The following is a 16,869-nucleotide window of genomic DNA, read 5'->3' as shown; positions in this document are numbered from 1 at the left end:
TCAAGCAAGTAACTCTCGTTTATAAGTCTTGCTACTTTTGGGTTTTTAAATGCAAGAGTACCACTTCACTTTGACTGCCAATACGCATAGGAAATCCCCATGTGCCATAGCCTGAGGAAACAATCATCGGATAAGGTGATGAATACCTTCCATAGATATGTGGAAATGCGATACTGGTAAAAAGATTGTTGGGGAAAATTTGTCCATTATGGGTATGTCCACTAAACTGGATATCCACTAGATGTTCCTCATCGGTTAAAGGACGATGATCCATTAACAAAACAGGTAAGGTGGTTTGCGGTATAATTTGCGATAAAGGTTTTCTTCCGACTTTTTTATCATTACGACCTGTAATGATCAGCTGTTGATCAAAGACAACACTTAGATCCTGTAAGAGTATTACACCGCTTTCTTTCATTTGATTTAAAAAGAATGCCTTTTTGGAAGATAGCTGTTCATGATTTCCTTCAATGTAATATATTGGTATTTGATAAGTTTTTACCAGTTGATAAAGTGCCTCCATATCTTGTACTCTGGTAGATTCATCAAATAAATCACCTCCAATCAGGATGGCGTCCACATGTTTTTCTTTCGCGATATCAAACAACGCTTTTAGTTCTGGCTGTTTCACACTGGTAGATATATGTAAATCACTCACTGCTAGAAAATCAACATCTTTTTGTAAAGCGGGGATCATCTGGATATATTCTTTTATAGAAATCGTTTTTCCTTGATAGATGCCATAACTGCCAGTGATTATAGCTAAGATTAAGGCTATGATAAAGCTTGTTTTATAGGCGAAGCGCTTATGAAAATGTATGTACAAACGTTCAATCAGTGAGGTAATGAATAAGAAGATAACACCTAAAAAAAAGTAGGTACAAAGATATAATATCCCATCAAATAAAAAGGTATTGGTAATTTGATAAAAATGAAAAGAAAAACGAAGGATCATGAGTAGCGATATGATTGTTGCGCATATTAAAAAGATTGCCTTTTTATGTGCATGAGAAAAGCAACGCATACAGAATGTATATAATATATAAAAAATCAACATCATCAAACAAAGACACATGATGAGAAACAAAACCATCATAAAACGACCCCCTTTAGCCTTATCATCATATCATAAAACAAGTAAGTTTCAGCTTACAAATTTGTCATTTCTGGTTAAGAAACACTTTGGAAATCGACATATTTAAATGTATGTAAAATATACAAAAATGAAAATCATGAAAGTGCACGTCATTGGTTGAATTGTATGTCAATGCGTGATATTATACTAATAGTTGAAAATTCAACTAATTGAATAACGAGGAACAAAAACTATGGAAAGTAGCAATTATTTATTGATGAACAATTCAATTCTGTATCGTTGTGCCCAGAAGTTTTATGATAAACAACTGGAGCATTATCAGATAGGTGCAGGACAGATTCTGTTTCTGATCATGATCTATGAAAATGAAGGTATCACAATGCAAAATCTTGCATGTAAAGGTGCATTTGATAAAGGAACGATCACAAAAGGGATACAGAAGCTTGAAGAATTAGGCTATGTAAAAAGTGTTCCCGGCAAAGATGATAAACGTGTTCGCCAGTTATATACAAGCGATAAAACGAAGAATATCATCTCTGAATTATACCTGATCAGAAGACAATGGTGGGAACGTTTAACAAAAAATCTGAGCCAGGAAGAAATTGATTTATTTGAAGAAGTTCAAGCAAAAATCACACAGAACGCAATGCAATATGATGTTGAAGAAGATGAAAACAGTTTAAAAATCTTTGGTATGCAGAAGTTAACACTACTTGATTATCCAGGAAAAATGGCATGTACGATTTTTACAGGGGGATGCAATTTCCGATGCCCATTCTGTCATAATGGCGATCTGGTATTTTTACCAGAAAATATGGCAGAAATGAATGTCGAGGATATTCTATCATTCTTAAAACGTCGTGTTTCTATATTAGAAGGTGTTTGTATCAGTGGTGGAGAACCGCTTCTTCAGGCACAGTTAACGCCGTTTCTAAGAAAAGTGAAAGCACTTGGATATCAGATCAAGCTTGATAGCAATGGCACCAATCCTGATAAGCTGAAAGAGCTTGTGGATGAAGGATTGATTGACTATGTGGCCATGGATATTAAAAACGATCCTGAGCATTATGCAGAAACAGCCGGTATTCATTCTATTGACATGACTCAAATTGAAAAGAGTGTGCAATATTTGATGCAGGGAAACATCCCTTATGAGTTTAGAACGACAATCGTAAAGGAGTACCACACAAAGGAAACAATGGAAGCGATTGGAAAATGGTTAAAGGGAGCAAACGCATATTATCTTCAAAATTTTGAAGATGGCGAATGTGTGATCAAGAAAGGGCTGCATGCCTGTGAAAAAGAAGAATTAGAAACTTTTGCACAGATTGTGAGAGCCTATATACCAAATACAGCGATACGCGGGATATGAAAGGAAGCATGACTATGTACAATGTAATTAAAAGAGATGGAAAAGTTGCAGACTTCAATATTACGAAGATTGCAAGTGCAATCACGAAAGCATTTGAAGCACAGGGAAAACAGTTTCATCCAAGTGTGATCGATATGATGGCACTACGTGTCACAAGTGATTTTGAGCCAAAAATTAAAAATGATAAAATCGCAGTCGAAGATATTCAGGACAGTGTAGAATCTGTATTGATTCAATCTGGATACAGCGATGTTGCGAAAGCATATATTTTATATCGTAAACAGCGTGAAAAAATCCGTAATATGAAGTCTACGATTTTAGATTATAAAGATTTAGTGGACAGCTATGTAAAAGCTACAGACTGGCGTGTAAAAGAAAACTCCACAGTTACTTATTCTGTTGGCGGTTTGATTTTAAATAACTCTGGTGCAATTACCGCAAACTACTGGTTATCTGAAATCTATGATGATGAAGTTGCACAGGCACACAAAAACGGCGATATGCATATCCATGATTTAAGCATGTTAACTGGATATTGTGCAGGCTGGAGTTTAAAACAGCTGATTCAGGAAGGCTTAGGCGGTGTTGTTGGCAAGATTACCAGCAAACCAGCAAGTCATTTGGCTACTTTATGTAATCAGATGGTAAACTTTTTAGGTATCATGCAGAATGAATGGGCTGGTGCACAGGCGTTCTCATCTTTTGATACATATCTTGCGCCATTTGTGAAAGTAGATAATCTAAGTTATGATCAGGTCAAAAAATGCATAGAGTCTTTTGTCTATGGTGTTAATACACCAAGTCGCTGGGGTACACAGGCACCTTTCTCAAATATTACATTAGATTGGACCGTACCTAATGATTTAGCTGAATTAAACTGTATCGTTGGTGGAAAAGAAGTTGACTTTAAATATAAAGATTGTAAAAAAGAAATGGATATGATCAACAAAGCATTCATCGAAATTATGATTGAAGGCGATGCACATGGACGTGGTTTCCAATATCCAATTCCAACATATTCTATTACCAGTGATTTTGACTGGTCAGAAACAGAAAACAACAAACTGTTGTTTGAGATGACTGCAAAATATGGTACTCCTTATTTTTCAAACTATGTAAACAGTGATATGGAGCCAAGTGATGTTCGTAGTATGTGCTGTCGTTTACGTTTAGATCTTCGTGAATTAAGAAGAAAATCTGGTGGTTTCTTTGGTAGTGGTGAAAGCACAGGCAGCGTTGGTGTTGTAACTATCAATATGCCAAGAATTGCCTACTTGTCAGAAAGCAAAGAAGATTTCTATAAACGTTTAGATCATTTGATGGATGTTGCTGCACGTTCCTTGAAGGTAAAACGTAGTGTAATTACAAAACTGTTAGATGAAGGTTTATATCCTTATACAAAACGTTATTTGGGAACCTTTAACAATCACTTCTCTACTTTAGGGTTAATTGGTATGAATGAAGTTGGTTTAAATGCGAAATGGCTGCGTAAAGATCTGACACATACAGAAACACAGGAATTCGCAAAAGAAGTCTTAAATCACATGCGTGAGCGCCTAGTGATTTATCAGGAAGAATACGGTGATTTATATAACCTGGAGGCAACACCTGCAGAATCTACAACATATCGTTTAGCAAAACATGATAAAGAACGTTATCCGGATATTATTACAGCTACAGAAGAAGGCAATACCCCATACTATACCAATAGTTCTCACTTGCCAGTTGGTTATACAGAAGATATCTTTGACGCTTTAGATGTTCAGGATGAGTTACAGACACTTTATACATCAGGTACGGTATTCCATGCCTTCTTAGGTGAAAAGCTTCCAGACTGGAAAGCAGCAGCTTCTTTAGTTCGTAAGATTGCACAGAATTATAAACTGCCTTATTATACATTATCCCCAACATACTCTATTTGTAAGAGCCATGGATATATCAATGGTGAACAATATACCTGCCCAATCTGTGGAGGTAAAACGGAAGTATGGAGCCGTATTACAGGATACTATCGTCCAGTACAGAACTGGAATGAAGGTAAATCCCAGGAATATAAAGAACGTAAAGTATATGATATCGGACATTCTGTATTAAAAGGCAGAGATGCATTAGCTGGAGAACCACAGGTAGAAGATACAAATAAACCAGCAATCAAGGATGGTAAAATTCTGTTATTTACTACCAAGACATGTCCAAACTGCAAGATTGCCACAACATGGTTATCCAATGCCAATATCGCTTATGAAAAGATTGACGCAGAAGAAAATCGTGAATTAACACAAAAGTTTGCTGTCATGCAGGCACCTACACTTGTCGTTGTTAACAATGAAGATTATGAAGTGTATGCCAATGCAAGTAATATTCGTAAATTCATCGATCAGCAAATGTAATCAAAACATAATAAAACCGTGTATCTAATGTGGGATGCACGGTTTTTTTCATCTCTATAACAACTGTTCTAGTCCTTCTTTATTCAATAAGATCAGTGTATGTCCTTCAATACGGAAATAACCTTCCTTTTCCATACGTTTGATTTCCTGATTCAAAGAAGATCGGGATACATGCAATGTATTGGCCCATATCGTTTGTGATTTAGGCAATGGAATACGTTCATTTTGTCCCAGATTATTCATACTGACCAACCAGAAAGCAACACGCTGGGCAATGGTTTGATAATACAAACAGTTCAATAATGCTTGATTCTTCATTCCCCGTTTGGATATATAAAGCATAAACGCATACATCATATCATGATCTTCTTCCAGCATACGCTCAAAAACAGAAGTTGAAATCCAAGCAACTTCTGTTTTTTTCACAGCCACTAAAGAGTAGGTATATAATTTTTTTCCAGTAAAATAAAGGAACTCAGGAAATACATCATTGTTTTCAAAGTATGCACAGCATACCTCATTTCCATTTACAGTATATTTCTCCGCCTTTAAACACCCATCCACAACAATTCCAAATTCATCTATGGTTGAGCCAATGGGATGAATTACATGTGCTGTTTTATAGGTTTCAAAGCGCAGATATTTTGCATAGGTCTTATGATGCAGACATTGATAAGCAAATGTTGTTTTCAATAGAGTTCCTCCTTACGTTTATTAAGCTAGCGTCTGATCTAAGAAATCACAGACATCATCGTAATCCCGTTCTCCATTGAAACGCTGTACTTCTTTACCACCTTTATATACTGCCACAACAGGAATACCCTGTACATGACAAGCTTCTACGATATCTTTATTTTCATCTACATTGACATAACAGATATGGAAGGCATCATCAAATTCTTCTTTCAATGCTTCTTCCAATACCGGGTGAAGAGCTTTACAGTGAACACAGCGTTCTGCGCCAAATAATACCAATACTGGTTTATCTGTTGCTTTCAATACCTTTTCATTCCAGTCAGAAATAGAATTTACTGGTTTAAATACATCTGTATCTACGGTAAATACTTTTTCACGTTTGCTCATATCTTCTTCATCATCTGTCGCAACACATAATGCAACATCTGCATAATATGGAAGTGTGCCTTCTACATCAATGACTTTCTTCGCACCAAATGCGCCAGCACCTGGTACACGATATGTCGTATTATCAATGCGTTCAATTGCTACTTCTGTAGGTTTTGGTTCTTGTGGTACATAGTCGTATGGATAACGGTATGCACGATAGATCATATTATTCTTTGGTCCGGTTTCATTGTGAGTATAATATGGTGAAATCCATTCCCAGACGATTTCATGATCTTTCGTTACTTCTATTATACGACCATCGCTTCCCTCTGTCACTAGGGTATTTCCATTTGGCAAACGCTGAGCGCTTGATACATATGGACTATAGAACTTGCTGGCATCTGTTGGAATGGCATTGCCTAGTTCTTTTGGTGTTAATTTCCATACGATTTCTAATGTAACCGGATTGAATTCCAATACACGGCTGTAGTCACGAAGTGCATTCTTTGAACCATTTTTTGATCCAGGGTTTGGCGTACCATAGCCTCCCCATCCACCATTATCAAATACCAATAAGTTTCCTTCACCAGGCAAGCCTTTTGGAATCATGTGGAAGTGGTGCTGTCCAATAATCCATCCAAGTTTCTTCAATTCTGGAGTTGCGTTGAAATCTGGACCGATTTTCCATACGATCTTACCTGTTTCTTTATCCAAAATTGCTAAGATGTTTGCCTCACGGCAGTCAAAGATGATATTGTCTGGTTTAAAACGAAGATCGCCTTGATCATACCATTTATTTGGTCCTAAATAGCTCATACAGTTTACATGCAGATAATCACCGACACCACCATCAGATGAACGCATATTTGGATCACGTGATAAAATATTCAATGCGGCTTCGTCAAATCCTAATTCATCAAAGTGATCTGTAATAGACCATTTCCATAAGATATTGCCTTCCCAGTCAACTTCAATCATGCAGTCATCCAATAATTTTTTATCTGAAATTTTTGGATTATGCAATGTCTGATGTACCAGAATTAATGTATTGCCTTCCAATGGTTTCGCGTCCATACCAGGTACATAATATCCAACAGGATTGCCTTCACGCTGATAATCGTGGTGCTGACGAGCCATCCAGCGATGATCTCTGCCTGGGTCATTGATTTCTTCAAATTTATCGAATTCCCATACGATGTTTCCATCATAATCAATTTCAATCAGATTGACACCATCCTGCATACCATAGTCTGGATGACGATATCCACTTAATCCCATGACATATCCACCAGGTAATAATTTTGGTGGCATTGCATGCATATTCCATCTTCTGATTTCATTTCCATTCATGTCAAACAACAATACACCATCATTGATCAATGGTACGATTGTGTACCCATTCCAGCATTTTTCTGGATTATAAACTGTAACTCCGTGTGGGAAAACTGTAGGCTGTCCCATAATTCATTCCTCCATTCTTTCCTATTTTTCAATCTTTATTAATTTACCGTTTTCATAATATGCATAAGCAGGTGATGTCGTTAAGCCAATGCGATCAAACAACAATGTCTGGCGTGTAACATCCTGACGAATGATGCGGTATTCATCTTTTAACTGTTCTTCCATCTTGCTAAGTGCATCAATTTGTGCTGATTCATATGGATTGTAGAACATGAATACAACTTTACCACTGTCTGGTGTTAAAATCGCATCGATCTGTTTCTTTTCTTTTACATATCGCTCACTTGCTGTTGCGGCGATGGCTCCATCTGCTGCAGATGTAACGACCTGACGTAAGAAGGTCTGTGTACAATCTCCGATTGCATAAATGCCTGCTACATTGGTTTCTTTCTTTTCATTGACTTCGATATAGCCTTTTTTATCACATGCTACAAGGTCTTTGACAAAATCTGTTTGTGGTACCATTCCTACAAAGAAGAAGATACCATCTGCTTTAACTTCTTCACTTGTATTGGTCACAACGTTTTTAATAACCAATGATTCCACTTCATCTTTACCTTTGATTTCCTGTAACGTGGAGTTCCATACAAATTCGATCTTCGGATTATGGAATGCTGTTTCTGCAGCTACTTCGTTACAATCTAGATGACCTTCTTCATGTAAAACGATAATTGTTACTTTATTCGCAAAGTTGGTCAGATAATCAGCTTCTTCAATCGCCTGATCACCTGCACCTAAGACGTAAATATTTTTACCTTTGAAGAACTCAGCATCACATGTTGCACAATAAGCAACACCATGTCCTGCAAATTCTATTTCTCCTGGAATACCTAAGATTCTAGGCTTTGTGCCCATATCCAGTAATACACAGTTTGCTTCAAAATCGCCACGACGTTTTGTATGAATCAGAAAGTTTCCGTTTTCCATTTTTTCAATACTCGTTACCGTTGTACGTTTAAATTCATTGGTTGCATAGCTTTGCGCATGTGCTCTGAATTTCTCCATCAACCCAGCTCCACTATCAGATATCGTACCGGGATAGTTACGGATTTCTCTTGTATCATTGATACGTCCACCATAACTTCCTTTTTCAATTAACAGCGTTTTTCGCTGTGCTCTGCCTGCATAGATTGCTGCTGCTAAACCAGCAGGGCCTCCACCAATAATAATAACATCATACATCTCGTTCATTTTTCACCACTCCTTTGCATGCGCTAAATGTTTCAGATGTCTTGACTTTTCCTTTTTTCTGCCCAGACCACATACCCAGGCAATACATATTACTGTTAAAATCAAACAGTAAGATGAGGAAATAAAGATTTGAAATGGTGTTACAAGCGGCAATATGCTGTTTTTCGCGGCCATTTCCTGTATTACTGTAACAGCACCCATCACGAATGCGGAATTGATCGGAATAATCGCAGTCACATTGGTTGCCATAGCAGTCAAAAGAATACTTCGTCTACTGGCTGGTATATCTGCTTTCTGTCCTACTTCATCCGCTACATCTTTAAACATCAGGATAGAAGGTAGTACACAGCCTGCCAAAAGAATATTTACGATACCAACACCAGCTGCAATGATAGCTTCTGCACCAGTTGCACTTTGAATCAGTTTCCTTGATGATAAGAAATCACAGCATTTCCGCATCATACCGCCTTCTACTGCAATCTGAATCAGACCATACAGCAGAATCGTCGACAGAATGATATCTGTCATACTGGATACCCCATCAAAGAATACCCCATGTACCTGTTGTGCCTGGCTATCAATCATAATCAAATCCTGTAACTGGAATACACCAGTCACAAGTCCAATAACGATACCAGTTAAAATCCCACCAGATACACCAACAAACAGATCACTTGTTTTAAAGCAGATAATCAGCATAACAAGAATCGGTATTAGCATAAACAAACCTTTTACATTGGATAATGCCTGTGCCTGTGCGATATCACCATTGCCTCCACCATTTCCTCCAGTTAACAGGAAGATCACAGCTGACAAAATACCTGCTGCCGCAATATAAGGAAGACGTTCTTTCATCGTTTCAAGCAGATCAGCACTTTTATGTGTTTTCGCATCATGCTGGGAAGCAATCGTGGTATGAATGACCTGAGAACTTGGAGATAATGCATCCCCAAAGAAGATACCACTCATCATACTACCGATTAGAATTGCTGGATTTGCGCCCATCATAATTCCTGCGGGATAAAAGATAGGAATGACTGCAAGTAATGCCGCAATCGGTGCACCAGCTCCCATGGATATAATGGAACAGCCAATAAAGCAGAATACTACAAAGCTGCCGCCATGTAATCCAAGATTGGTACTCAGCCAAATAAATCCACCACCGATTCCCCCGGTAACTAAAAGCTTGGAAAAGATTCCAATAACCATGAATATCAGAATCAGTCGCGCATTTCCATACTGGCCAAGTCCTCTAACAACAGAGCACCAGAACTCACGTTTATTTTTACAAAAGATAAACCCTGTAAAAATAGATAAAACTGCCGCAAGTATTAAAACTTTCATGGAATAACAATGCGTGATAATCATGATGGCACCGCCTAAAATGACGTACAAAACAATCGGCAGGATTGCGAATTCCTGTCTGCCATAAAACTTTAAAATATCTTCATGATCTGTTTTCATTTATTGCACCAGCTCTCTTTTTGACACTCTAATGATAGCACCACTGTTTTTATAAAACTTGTTGGATATCCAACACTTTTGCACATTTTGTGAATAAAATATCAAGTTATTGTGAAAGCGCATACGGACTCATATCAGGAACTGTCCCATTGACCACTTGAACGATTAAAGGAAGCTCCATGGATGTCTTATATTCATTAGAACTCATGAACGTAATCACCTGTGCATCCACATGAACGACTAAAGAAATACGTATCATTGTATTATTGATACCATAGGCCTTTGCCTCAGTTTTTATTTCCCCAGTAACATCGTTCAACATCTTCATACGTACCTTGATCCTTGGTCCATGATCATATAAAAAATACGATTTTGTGAAGTATCCTAAAGGAATTTCATATAGAATACCATCCTCATAAAACACCTCTTTGGTCTTAGGATCCTTTTTGCCATCCTGTGCTGCCAATAAAGATTCATCAATGGTATTTAACGCTGAATACAATATCTGATTCAATCGTTTGGAATCATATTCAATACTAGTCACCTCTTGTGCTTCATTGCGTTCTACCTTTAATAATTCATCACTTTCATATTCCATATCTGCCAATACCTCCTTTACAATATTATTAATCGCAAAGCCTGTATGCTGTTTAGCGATTGCCTGAAGCTGTGGCTCCACAAAAGCATTAAAGGAATGTACCAGATACCATATTGTAAGGATAATGACCATAATCAAAAGTACCAGCTTGGTTTTTTTCGCTTTTATTTTCTTAATTTTTTTCAAGCTATCCTCTTCTTTCTGTATATGCATATCCCTACAGTATATGAAAAAAGGAGATACAAATGTGCATCTCCTAATCAATCATATTATCAAATTTATTAATAGCATCTCCATCGGCAATCAACACGATGTGATCATCTTTTTCAATGGTACATTCAGGTTCTGGACAGACATTTAAGTCCCCAGTCACATGATTTCTGATACCAATGACATTGATACCATATTTTCTTCTTAAATTCAAATCAATCAGTGTTTTTCCTGTCCATTCTTTTGGCGCAGGTATTTCCACAACACTGTATTCACTGTCCAGATCGATGATATCAATGATATTTTTACCAAGAATACCTTTTGCGACCTGTTCGCCCATTTCTTTTTCCGGACGTACAACTTTATTCGCACCAATCTTTGAAAAGATCTGCATATATCGCTTATTTTTTGCTTTCGCCACTATATAAGGAATACCCAGCTCTTTTAAGTTGATGATTGCCATCACACTTTGTTCTAGATGATTTCCCATGCTGACGACTGCCACATCACAATCCTGAATACCAGCAGCTCTTAACTGGTCGATATCTGTGATATCACACTGCATTGCCTGCGTTACCACATCTGCCATACGATTGACACATTTCTGGTCAATATCCACAGCAATTACTTCTGCGTTATATTTACTCAGTGTTTTCGCTACTGTGGAACCAAAAATTCCTAATCCTAACACCGCATACTGACGATTCTGATATTTTTTCATACAAACCTTCCTCTTTTCCTATCCTACGATAATTGTGCCATCCGGATAATTGATCTTATCCTTTGCATCCCCATGATGCCTTGATTTTACCAGCGAAATAATCAACGTAGAAATACCAATTCTACCTACATACATCAACAATATAATAATCACTTTTCCACCAAAATTCAACAAAGATGTTAAACCTAAGGAACTTCCAACAGTTGCCATCGCACTGACTGCCTCAAAACTTATCATATTAAAGGCTTCCGGCTGTACAATACTTAATAGAAAAATACCCGTTAATAAAGTAACAATATTTATAAAGAATATCCCCATTGCACGAATAATTGTACTATTGGCAATATGCCTTCTCAATACAACGATGTTATCTCTGCCTTTCAGCATATTGATCATATAAATAACTAGCATAGCAAATGTGGTTGTCTTAATACCACCAGCAGTACCACCAGGTGACCCTCCGATAAACATAACAACCATCATCAGCATCTGTGTTCCTGCGGTAATATTCGCATAATTAATGGTTGTAAAGCCCGCTGTACGAAGAGCAATAGACTCAAATGTAGAGGACATTACCTTTTCAGGAAATGTAAATCCTGCCATTGTTTGAGGATTGTTGTATTCTAAAATCAAAATCAATGCTGATGGAATCGTAATCAACAGCGCAGTAACAACCAAAACAATTTTGGTGTGCAGCGTTAATGACTTATAGAACTTCTTAAATGTAATCGTACGATGGAATAACGTATCCAGTTTATCCCTGACATCAAACCATACCGCAAAACCAAGACCACCTAACACTATCAAAGACATAATCGTGATACAAATCAAAGGATCATGTACATAGCCTTGCAGGCTGGTAGAGCCTAATGTATCAAAACCAGCATTACAGAATGCAGAAACGGATAAAAAAGCCGCTTTCATGATTCCGTCAATTGGTCCATAATCATCAATCATACGAAAACTTAAAATAATCGTACCGATTGCTTCAAAAAATAAAGTATAACGAAGAATGTCCAGCAAAAACTTCTTCATATCAAATACTTTATCCTGATTCAGCATCTCTTTCATAACAATTTTTTCATTTAATGACAAACGATTCTTTAGTATCAGAATCAAAACCGCCATAAATGTCATTAATCCAAGTCCGCCGATCTGAATCAATAATACAATAACCAAATGTCCAAACCAGTTATACTGATCTGCTATCGTTACTGTAGATAAACCGGTCACACAGGTTGCACTGGTTGCTGTAAACAATGCATCAATTGGAGAAAAAAACTGTCCATCACGATTACTGATAGGAAGCATCAATAAAATCGTACCTGCAAGAATTACAAATAAAAAGCTTGTCGCAATCTTTTGTGCCGGTGAAAGTTTTTTAAAATCCAATACTGTATGAACAAAATTCACCATTTTCATCCTATACCTTCTTACCTTTCATCTATACCCATAATTTATACGCTTTCGAATACATCTTCACGATGTATATACATTTTACACACTTGCTTTGGAATTTACAACCGCTATTATTAAAATAGAGCTCATTTTTGTTAAGATACTGTTAAAATCGTATATAGAATGTATCATCTATATCACAAATTTGTTAGTTACATGTTATTTACATATTTTATATTCTATCATAAAACTTGTCACAAATGAAAAGAGTACCCATAGTCACATGTTACACGGGTACTCAAAATCTTTTGCATAATATAATAACGATATAACATATCCTACACTTTTATAGCTTATTAGAATTATGCCGGCTGTGCTTCATAAAGGAAAGATAAGTTTTCACCTGTTGTTGACTTAATCCTTTATGGTAAGAAAATACCTGATGGTTTCTTTGTCGGATAGAAAACATTTCAAGTAATAATCCAATACTGCATAAAATAAGCAACAGGATACGATCACTGTCTTTAATATCATATACAGGAATGGTGATCCATATAGATAACAGAGATGGCAGAATATGCCATATCATAATATATAAAAGGATAAAAAGCTTGATATAATCCACAAGGATCATTCCTGTATCTTGAAAATGGATATTCCATTTTTTTGATATCCAAAGCCATATACCAAATATCACAATACATACAATGCCAATACATAAAGCAAATCCAAATGCCTGTAGCGAACGCCAAACATCATTTTGAGGAAGAATCGCCTGAATCAAAAACATCATGCTGGCAAAGAAAATCAACGCATAGGCACCATCCATCAAAATCAATGATAAAGAAGATGCCACAAGTTTTCTTTTTGCCAACAGTTTAAACAACCCAATTGTCACAAGGGCGGTAACGATAACACTCATGATATTATAAATCAAGGCATCCATCATGCTTCCTCCCGCATGCTTTTTTGATAAGCATATGCTTCATTTTGTTTCAACCAGATAACCAGTTTGGTTTTCATAAGATAAACATTTGCATTTCCCATTTCTTCAAGACCTGTTTCTTTACGTAGTATCTGTAAGGTATCATTGGTTATATAATCCAGATAGCCACAATGTTGAAGGAACAATACACAATCCCGCATATCTTTTCCATCTTCTTTCAAATAGGTATGTAACACCTCTTCTTCACATATCATCGCATACCCTTTTGACTGTAAATATGGAGCCAATGTAAAATTAGATAAAAGAGCATCCATCTTTTGATAAGCGATGATTGGATCATCTGATATCTGCATCATCAAATCAGACAGGATATCTTCTTCTTCAAAACGCAAATCTTTACGTTTATTCGCATATAAAATCGTCTTCTTTGTTTTATTCATGAAGAATGGCATCAAAACAGTTGTCCCATCAACAAAGATTGCCAACAGTAATAGGAACAGCGCTGTAGGAAAGTCCTTGTGAGAAGGATGTAAACGTGCCAATGCGACTAAGTTGATATCTTCAAAATGAAGTGCTTCTTCACTGCGTTTCATGGCAGGTGCATAATACTGTGATTCTGAAGCAATTGTTTCATCAGATAAATCAGTATTTATAAATTTATCTGTTATTTCCCTGGTAATTAATGATTGCATTGCTAAAATATCGGATACATTTGTCATATCTGTTTTGCGTGTTGTGACTTGCGCACGCAAACTGTCATAATCTAAACATTTTTCACTTTGCAGTTTTTTCTGTAAGGCAAAGCTTCGATAATAGTTACCTAATGTTTCTGGCAGTGCCTTGATATTTAAGGATGAATCAATGGATTTCATATATTGTGCCAGCTGATCGAATGCTTGTTTTACTTCCGCATACCCTGTAGAAGGATCATTTAACAGTTTCATTTTTTCTTCCAAAGCTTTTTGTTCAAAAGCTTTATCACGCAACGCATCTAGTTTGATCTGCCCTGGTTTTAACTGTTTGTTTAATTCTGATAATCGATTAATTTGCTGAGTTTCCTTATCAATCATTGTGAGTAAGTTTCCATCTTTCTGTGTAGTATCATAAACAGGATACCCGTTTTCATCATAAGAAATCTTTACAGAAGAATCTAATTGTGATTGATGAGCAGCAAGGCTTTGTTCAATGGAAGAACGCATACTTTCTGCATTGTTTTTAAGGCTTTTGATATCAGAATCAATAGAAGTAATAGAAAACGTATCTCCACTTTGTGTAGATTTGGATAATACATCATTTCTAAGGTTTTCATAGTCTTTATAGAAAGCACTATAATTTTTCCGAATATCAATTTCCGGCGATATTTCCTGATTTACGATACCAGTAAATGAAAAAAACATAGAAGTAAACATAAAATACAACATCATTAATGTACGCCCTGCCGTAAAACGCTGTCGATGTACAATTGCATTTGCTAATACTAACAAGGAGCATTGAATGACCAGCGTGATAAAAACAGCAGCTCCAGGTGCCATTTCCTGAAAATAAAAACTAATACCACGATAGGTTGTCGCAAAGGATACATATTGAAGAAAGATCGTACCAAGTAAAACCACAGTCTGAATAGAAAGATTCACAAAGCTTTGTTTATCCTTCATAAGCGCTTCCTTATATAATTGAATGCCTTCCTTTATACGTTTTGCGGCACTCTCCTGTTTCATTTTTTCCTTTAAACCTTCATCAAATCGTTCATCGATATGCGTAATCAACGTATTACAAGATTTAAATGGCAATAAAAGCAGAGAAAGTAGTTTCAATAAAAAGTTTGTTGCAACTTTTATAAAGTCAAAGCAGAATTGTATAATGGCCAGAAATGGTGCTGATAAGATATATGCAATCTTTTTCATGTATTCCTGTGTTGTTTCTAGAGTTTGTCTGCGTGTTTTCTGATTCCATACAAAATAGGCAAATAGTAAAATCATCAACACGCCAAAAGTCCATAGATATTCCATAAAATATCCCCCTTTCCATGTTCATTATAGTAGAAATATTTTAGGATTCATGAAAGAAATTCTAAAGTATTTCTAAAGGTCGCTTTAAAATTATTAAGATTTCTTCACTATTTTACAATTGCATTATTTATAAAGGATATGTTACGATTAAGATATAAAAAAAGGGAGTGATTTTATGCGTTTCATTATTGAAATCGTATGCATTGCGGCAAGCGTCTTCATTCCAATCAGTGGAATTATCTTCAAAAAACTGGATTATAAATTACTAATAATTGCCAGTCTTCTCTTCTGCACAATTGCAATCATCGCAGATATTCATCTAATTCAACACTTCATTACCAACATGGATACAGCTGCTTTAGAGGATGTAAATCCTGTTTCCAGTATTCCTACATCCATATTTGCGCTTTGCCTATTCTCTAATGCTGCTTTGATCATTTCTAAAATCATCAGGCATTATCGTCCCCGCCTGTTAAATGCATAACATATGAAAAACCTGCAATATCATGATCCTTGCATTGATATCGCAGGTTTTTTTATTCTGATTCTATTTCTTTTACATTTTTTTCTTCTTTTACTATGAAAAAAGCACTATCTATTGTTTTCATTAGACAATGCTTATCATTCCTATTTATATTTTTCAATAATGCAATCATGATGCTTATGCTCATCTGCATCTGTAGAATAATTAATACCAACCAACAATATCTCATCAAAATCTTTTACTCGTTCCACATAGTTTTTCTTCTTGATTTGATCAATTGCTTCTTCTACACTTTTATTATATTTCAGTTCCAAGATGATTGCTGGATATCCCTTTTTCTTCGGAGTGAAAAGATAATCTACAAAACCTTTACCTGACTTATCTTCTCTTGTGACTTCATAACTATTTCTCGCATATAGATAACATAAAGTGATTACACATGATAGACTGTTTTCATTATTATA

14 protein-coding genes are annotated in these 16,869 nt (G+C 36.2%); 3 read left to right on the top strand and 11 right to left on the bottom strand.

The window, feature by feature from the left end; all coding sequences use genetic code 11:
* Nucleotides 1-31: 31 nt before the first annotated feature.
* Nucleotides 32-1,096 (bottom strand): metallophosphoesterase, encoded by a 1,065-nt coding sequence (locus DW761_RS16960; protein WP_117453855.1) that lies wholly within the window; start codon nt 1,094-1,096, stop codon nt 32-34.
* A 232-nt stretch (nt 1,097-1,328) separates the two neighbouring features.
* On the opposite strand from DW761_RS16960, the gene DW761_RS16955 reads away from it, so the two are divergent.
* A complete protein-coding gene (locus tag DW761_RS16955; RefSeq protein ID WP_117453854.1) occupies nt 1,329-2,468 on the top strand; it encodes an anaerobic ribonucleoside-triphosphate reductase activating protein in 1,140 nt (379 codons plus the stop codon).
* 14 nt (nt 2,469-2,482) lie between these two features.
* Nucleotides 2,483-4,858 carry a ribonucleoside triphosphate reductase gene (locus DW761_RS16950; protein WP_117453853.1) on the top strand — a complete coding sequence of 792 codons (2,376 nt, stop codon included), beginning with the start codon at nt 2,483-2,485 and terminating at the stop codon, nt 4,856-4,858.
* A 54-nt stretch (nt 4,859-4,912) separates the two neighbouring features.
* Here DW761_RS16950 and DW761_RS16945 read toward each other — a convergent pair whose 3' ends face one another.
* The 9 genes from DW761_RS16945 to DW761_RS16905 form a co-directional block, all read right to left on the bottom strand.
* Nucleotides 4,913-5,551: a Crp/Fnr family transcriptional regulator gene (locus DW761_RS16945; protein ID WP_117518853.1), complete on the bottom strand. Its 639-nt coding sequence runs from the start codon at nt 5,549-5,551 to the stop codon at nt 4,913-4,915.
* Nucleotides 5,552-5,572: 21 nt separating this feature from the next.
* Nucleotides 5,573-7,384 carry an aryl-sulfate sulfotransferase gene (locus tag DW761_RS16940; protein ID WP_117518852.1) on the bottom strand — a complete coding sequence of 604 codons (1,812 nt, stop codon included), beginning with the start codon at nt 7,382-7,384 and terminating at the stop codon, nt 5,573-5,575.
* Nucleotides 7,385-7,405: 21 nt separating this feature from the next.
* Nucleotides 7,406-8,575 (bottom strand): NAD(P)/FAD-dependent oxidoreductase, encoded by a 1,170-nt coding sequence (locus DW761_RS16935; protein WP_117453850.1) that lies wholly within the window; start codon nt 8,573-8,575, stop codon nt 7,406-7,408.
* 3 nt (nt 8,576-8,578) lie between these two features.
* The gene (locus DW761_RS16930) at nt 8,579-10,039 is read right to left on the bottom strand and encodes a hypothetical protein (protein WP_117453849.1); all 1,461 of its coding nucleotides are present in this window, start codon (nt 10,037-10,039) and stop codon (nt 8,579-8,581) included.
* A gap of 106 nt (nt 10,040-10,145) precedes the next feature.
* Nucleotides 10,146-10,823 carry a sporulation protein YunB gene (gene yunB, locus DW761_RS16925; protein ID WP_117518851.1) on the bottom strand — a complete coding sequence of 226 codons (678 nt, stop codon included), beginning with the start codon at nt 10,821-10,823 and terminating at the stop codon, nt 10,146-10,148.
* A gap of 70 nt (nt 10,824-10,893) precedes the next feature.
* Nucleotides 10,894-11,568, bottom strand: a complete 675-nt coding sequence (locus tag DW761_RS16920) for a potassium channel family protein (RefSeq protein ID WP_117453847.1) — start codon at nt 11,566-11,568, stop codon at nt 10,894-10,896.
* 18 nt (nt 11,569-11,586) lie between these two features.
* Nucleotides 11,587-12,990, bottom strand: coding sequence for a TrkH family potassium uptake protein (locus DW761_RS16915; protein WP_233509448.1), 1,404 nt, complete (start codon nt 12,988-12,990; stop codon nt 11,587-11,589).
* A gap of 322 nt (nt 12,991-13,312) precedes the next feature.
* A complete protein-coding gene (locus DW761_RS16910) occupies nt 13,313-13,915 on the bottom strand; it encodes a hypothetical protein (protein ID WP_147323331.1) in 603 nt (200 codons plus the stop codon).
* Nucleotides 13,912-15,921: a hypothetical protein gene (locus DW761_RS16905; RefSeq protein ID WP_117518849.1), complete on the bottom strand. Its 2,010-nt coding sequence runs from the start codon at nt 15,919-15,921 to the stop codon at nt 13,912-13,914. Before DW761_RS16905 ends, DW761_RS16910 begins: the two co-directional genes overlap by 4 nt.
* A 175-nt stretch (nt 15,922-16,096) precedes the next feature.
* Between DW761_RS16905 and DW761_RS16900 the strand changes: the two genes are divergently transcribed.
* Nucleotides 16,097-16,405 carry a hypothetical protein gene (locus DW761_RS16900; protein WP_117453844.1) on the top strand — a complete coding sequence of 103 codons (309 nt, stop codon included), beginning with the start codon at nt 16,097-16,099 and terminating at the stop codon, nt 16,403-16,405.
* 143 nt (nt 16,406-16,548) lie between these two features.
* On the opposite strand, the gene DW761_RS16895 is transcribed toward DW761_RS16900, so the two are convergent.
* The coding region (locus tag DW761_RS16895) for a PD-(D/E)XK nuclease domain-containing protein (protein WP_199485652.1) at nt 16,549-16,869 on the bottom strand (321 nt) is incomplete at its 5' end.

It is taken from the genome of Absiella sp. AM29-15 (assembly GCF_003434225.1).
Taxonomy (GTDB): domain Bacteria; phylum Bacillota_I; class Bacilli_A; order Erysipelotrichales; family Erysipelotrichaceae; genus Hoskinsella; species Hoskinsella hominis.
This window is presented reverse-complemented; position numbering and strand designations above follow the sequence as displayed.

Coding starts and splice junctions, on each gene's coding strand:
- DW761_RS16960 (WP_117453855.1), bottom strand. CDS start 1,096: ATGATGGTTTTGTTTCTCATCATGTGTCTTTGTTTGATGATGTTGATT.
- DW761_RS16955 (WP_117453854.1), top strand. CDS start 1,329: ATGGAAAGTAGCAATTATTTATTGATGAACAATTCAATTCTGTATCGT.
- DW761_RS16950 (WP_117453853.1), top strand. CDS start 2,483: ATGTACAATGTAATTAAAAGAGATGGAAAAGTTGCAGACTTCAATATT.
- DW761_RS16940 (WP_117518852.1), bottom strand. CDS start 7,384: ATGGGACAGCCTACAGTTTTCCCACACGGAGTTACAGTTTATAATCCA.
- DW761_RS16935 (WP_117453850.1), bottom strand. CDS start 8,575: ATGAACGAGATGTATGATGTTATTATTATTGGTGGAGGCCCTGCTGGT.
- DW761_RS16930 (WP_117453849.1), bottom strand. CDS start 10,039: ATGAAAACAGATCATGAAGATATTTTAAAGTTTTATGGCAGACAGGAA.
- DW761_RS16920 (WP_117453847.1), bottom strand. CDS start 11,568: ATGAAAAAATATCAGAATCGTCAGTATGCGGTGTTAGGATTAGGAATT.
- DW761_RS16915 (WP_233509448.1), bottom strand. CDS start 12,990: ATGAAAATGGTGAATTTTGTTCATACAGTATTGGATTTTAAAAAACTT.
- DW761_RS16910 (WP_147323331.1), bottom strand. CDS start 13,915: ATGATGGATGCCTTGATTTATAATATCATGAGTGTTATCGTTACCGCC.
- DW761_RS16905 (WP_117518849.1), bottom strand. CDS start 15,921: ATGGAATATCTATGGACTTTTGGCGTGTTGATGATTTTACTATTTGCC.
- DW761_RS16900 (WP_117453844.1), top strand. CDS start 16,097: ATGCGTTTCATTATTGAAATCGTATGCATTGCGGCAAGCGTCTTCATT.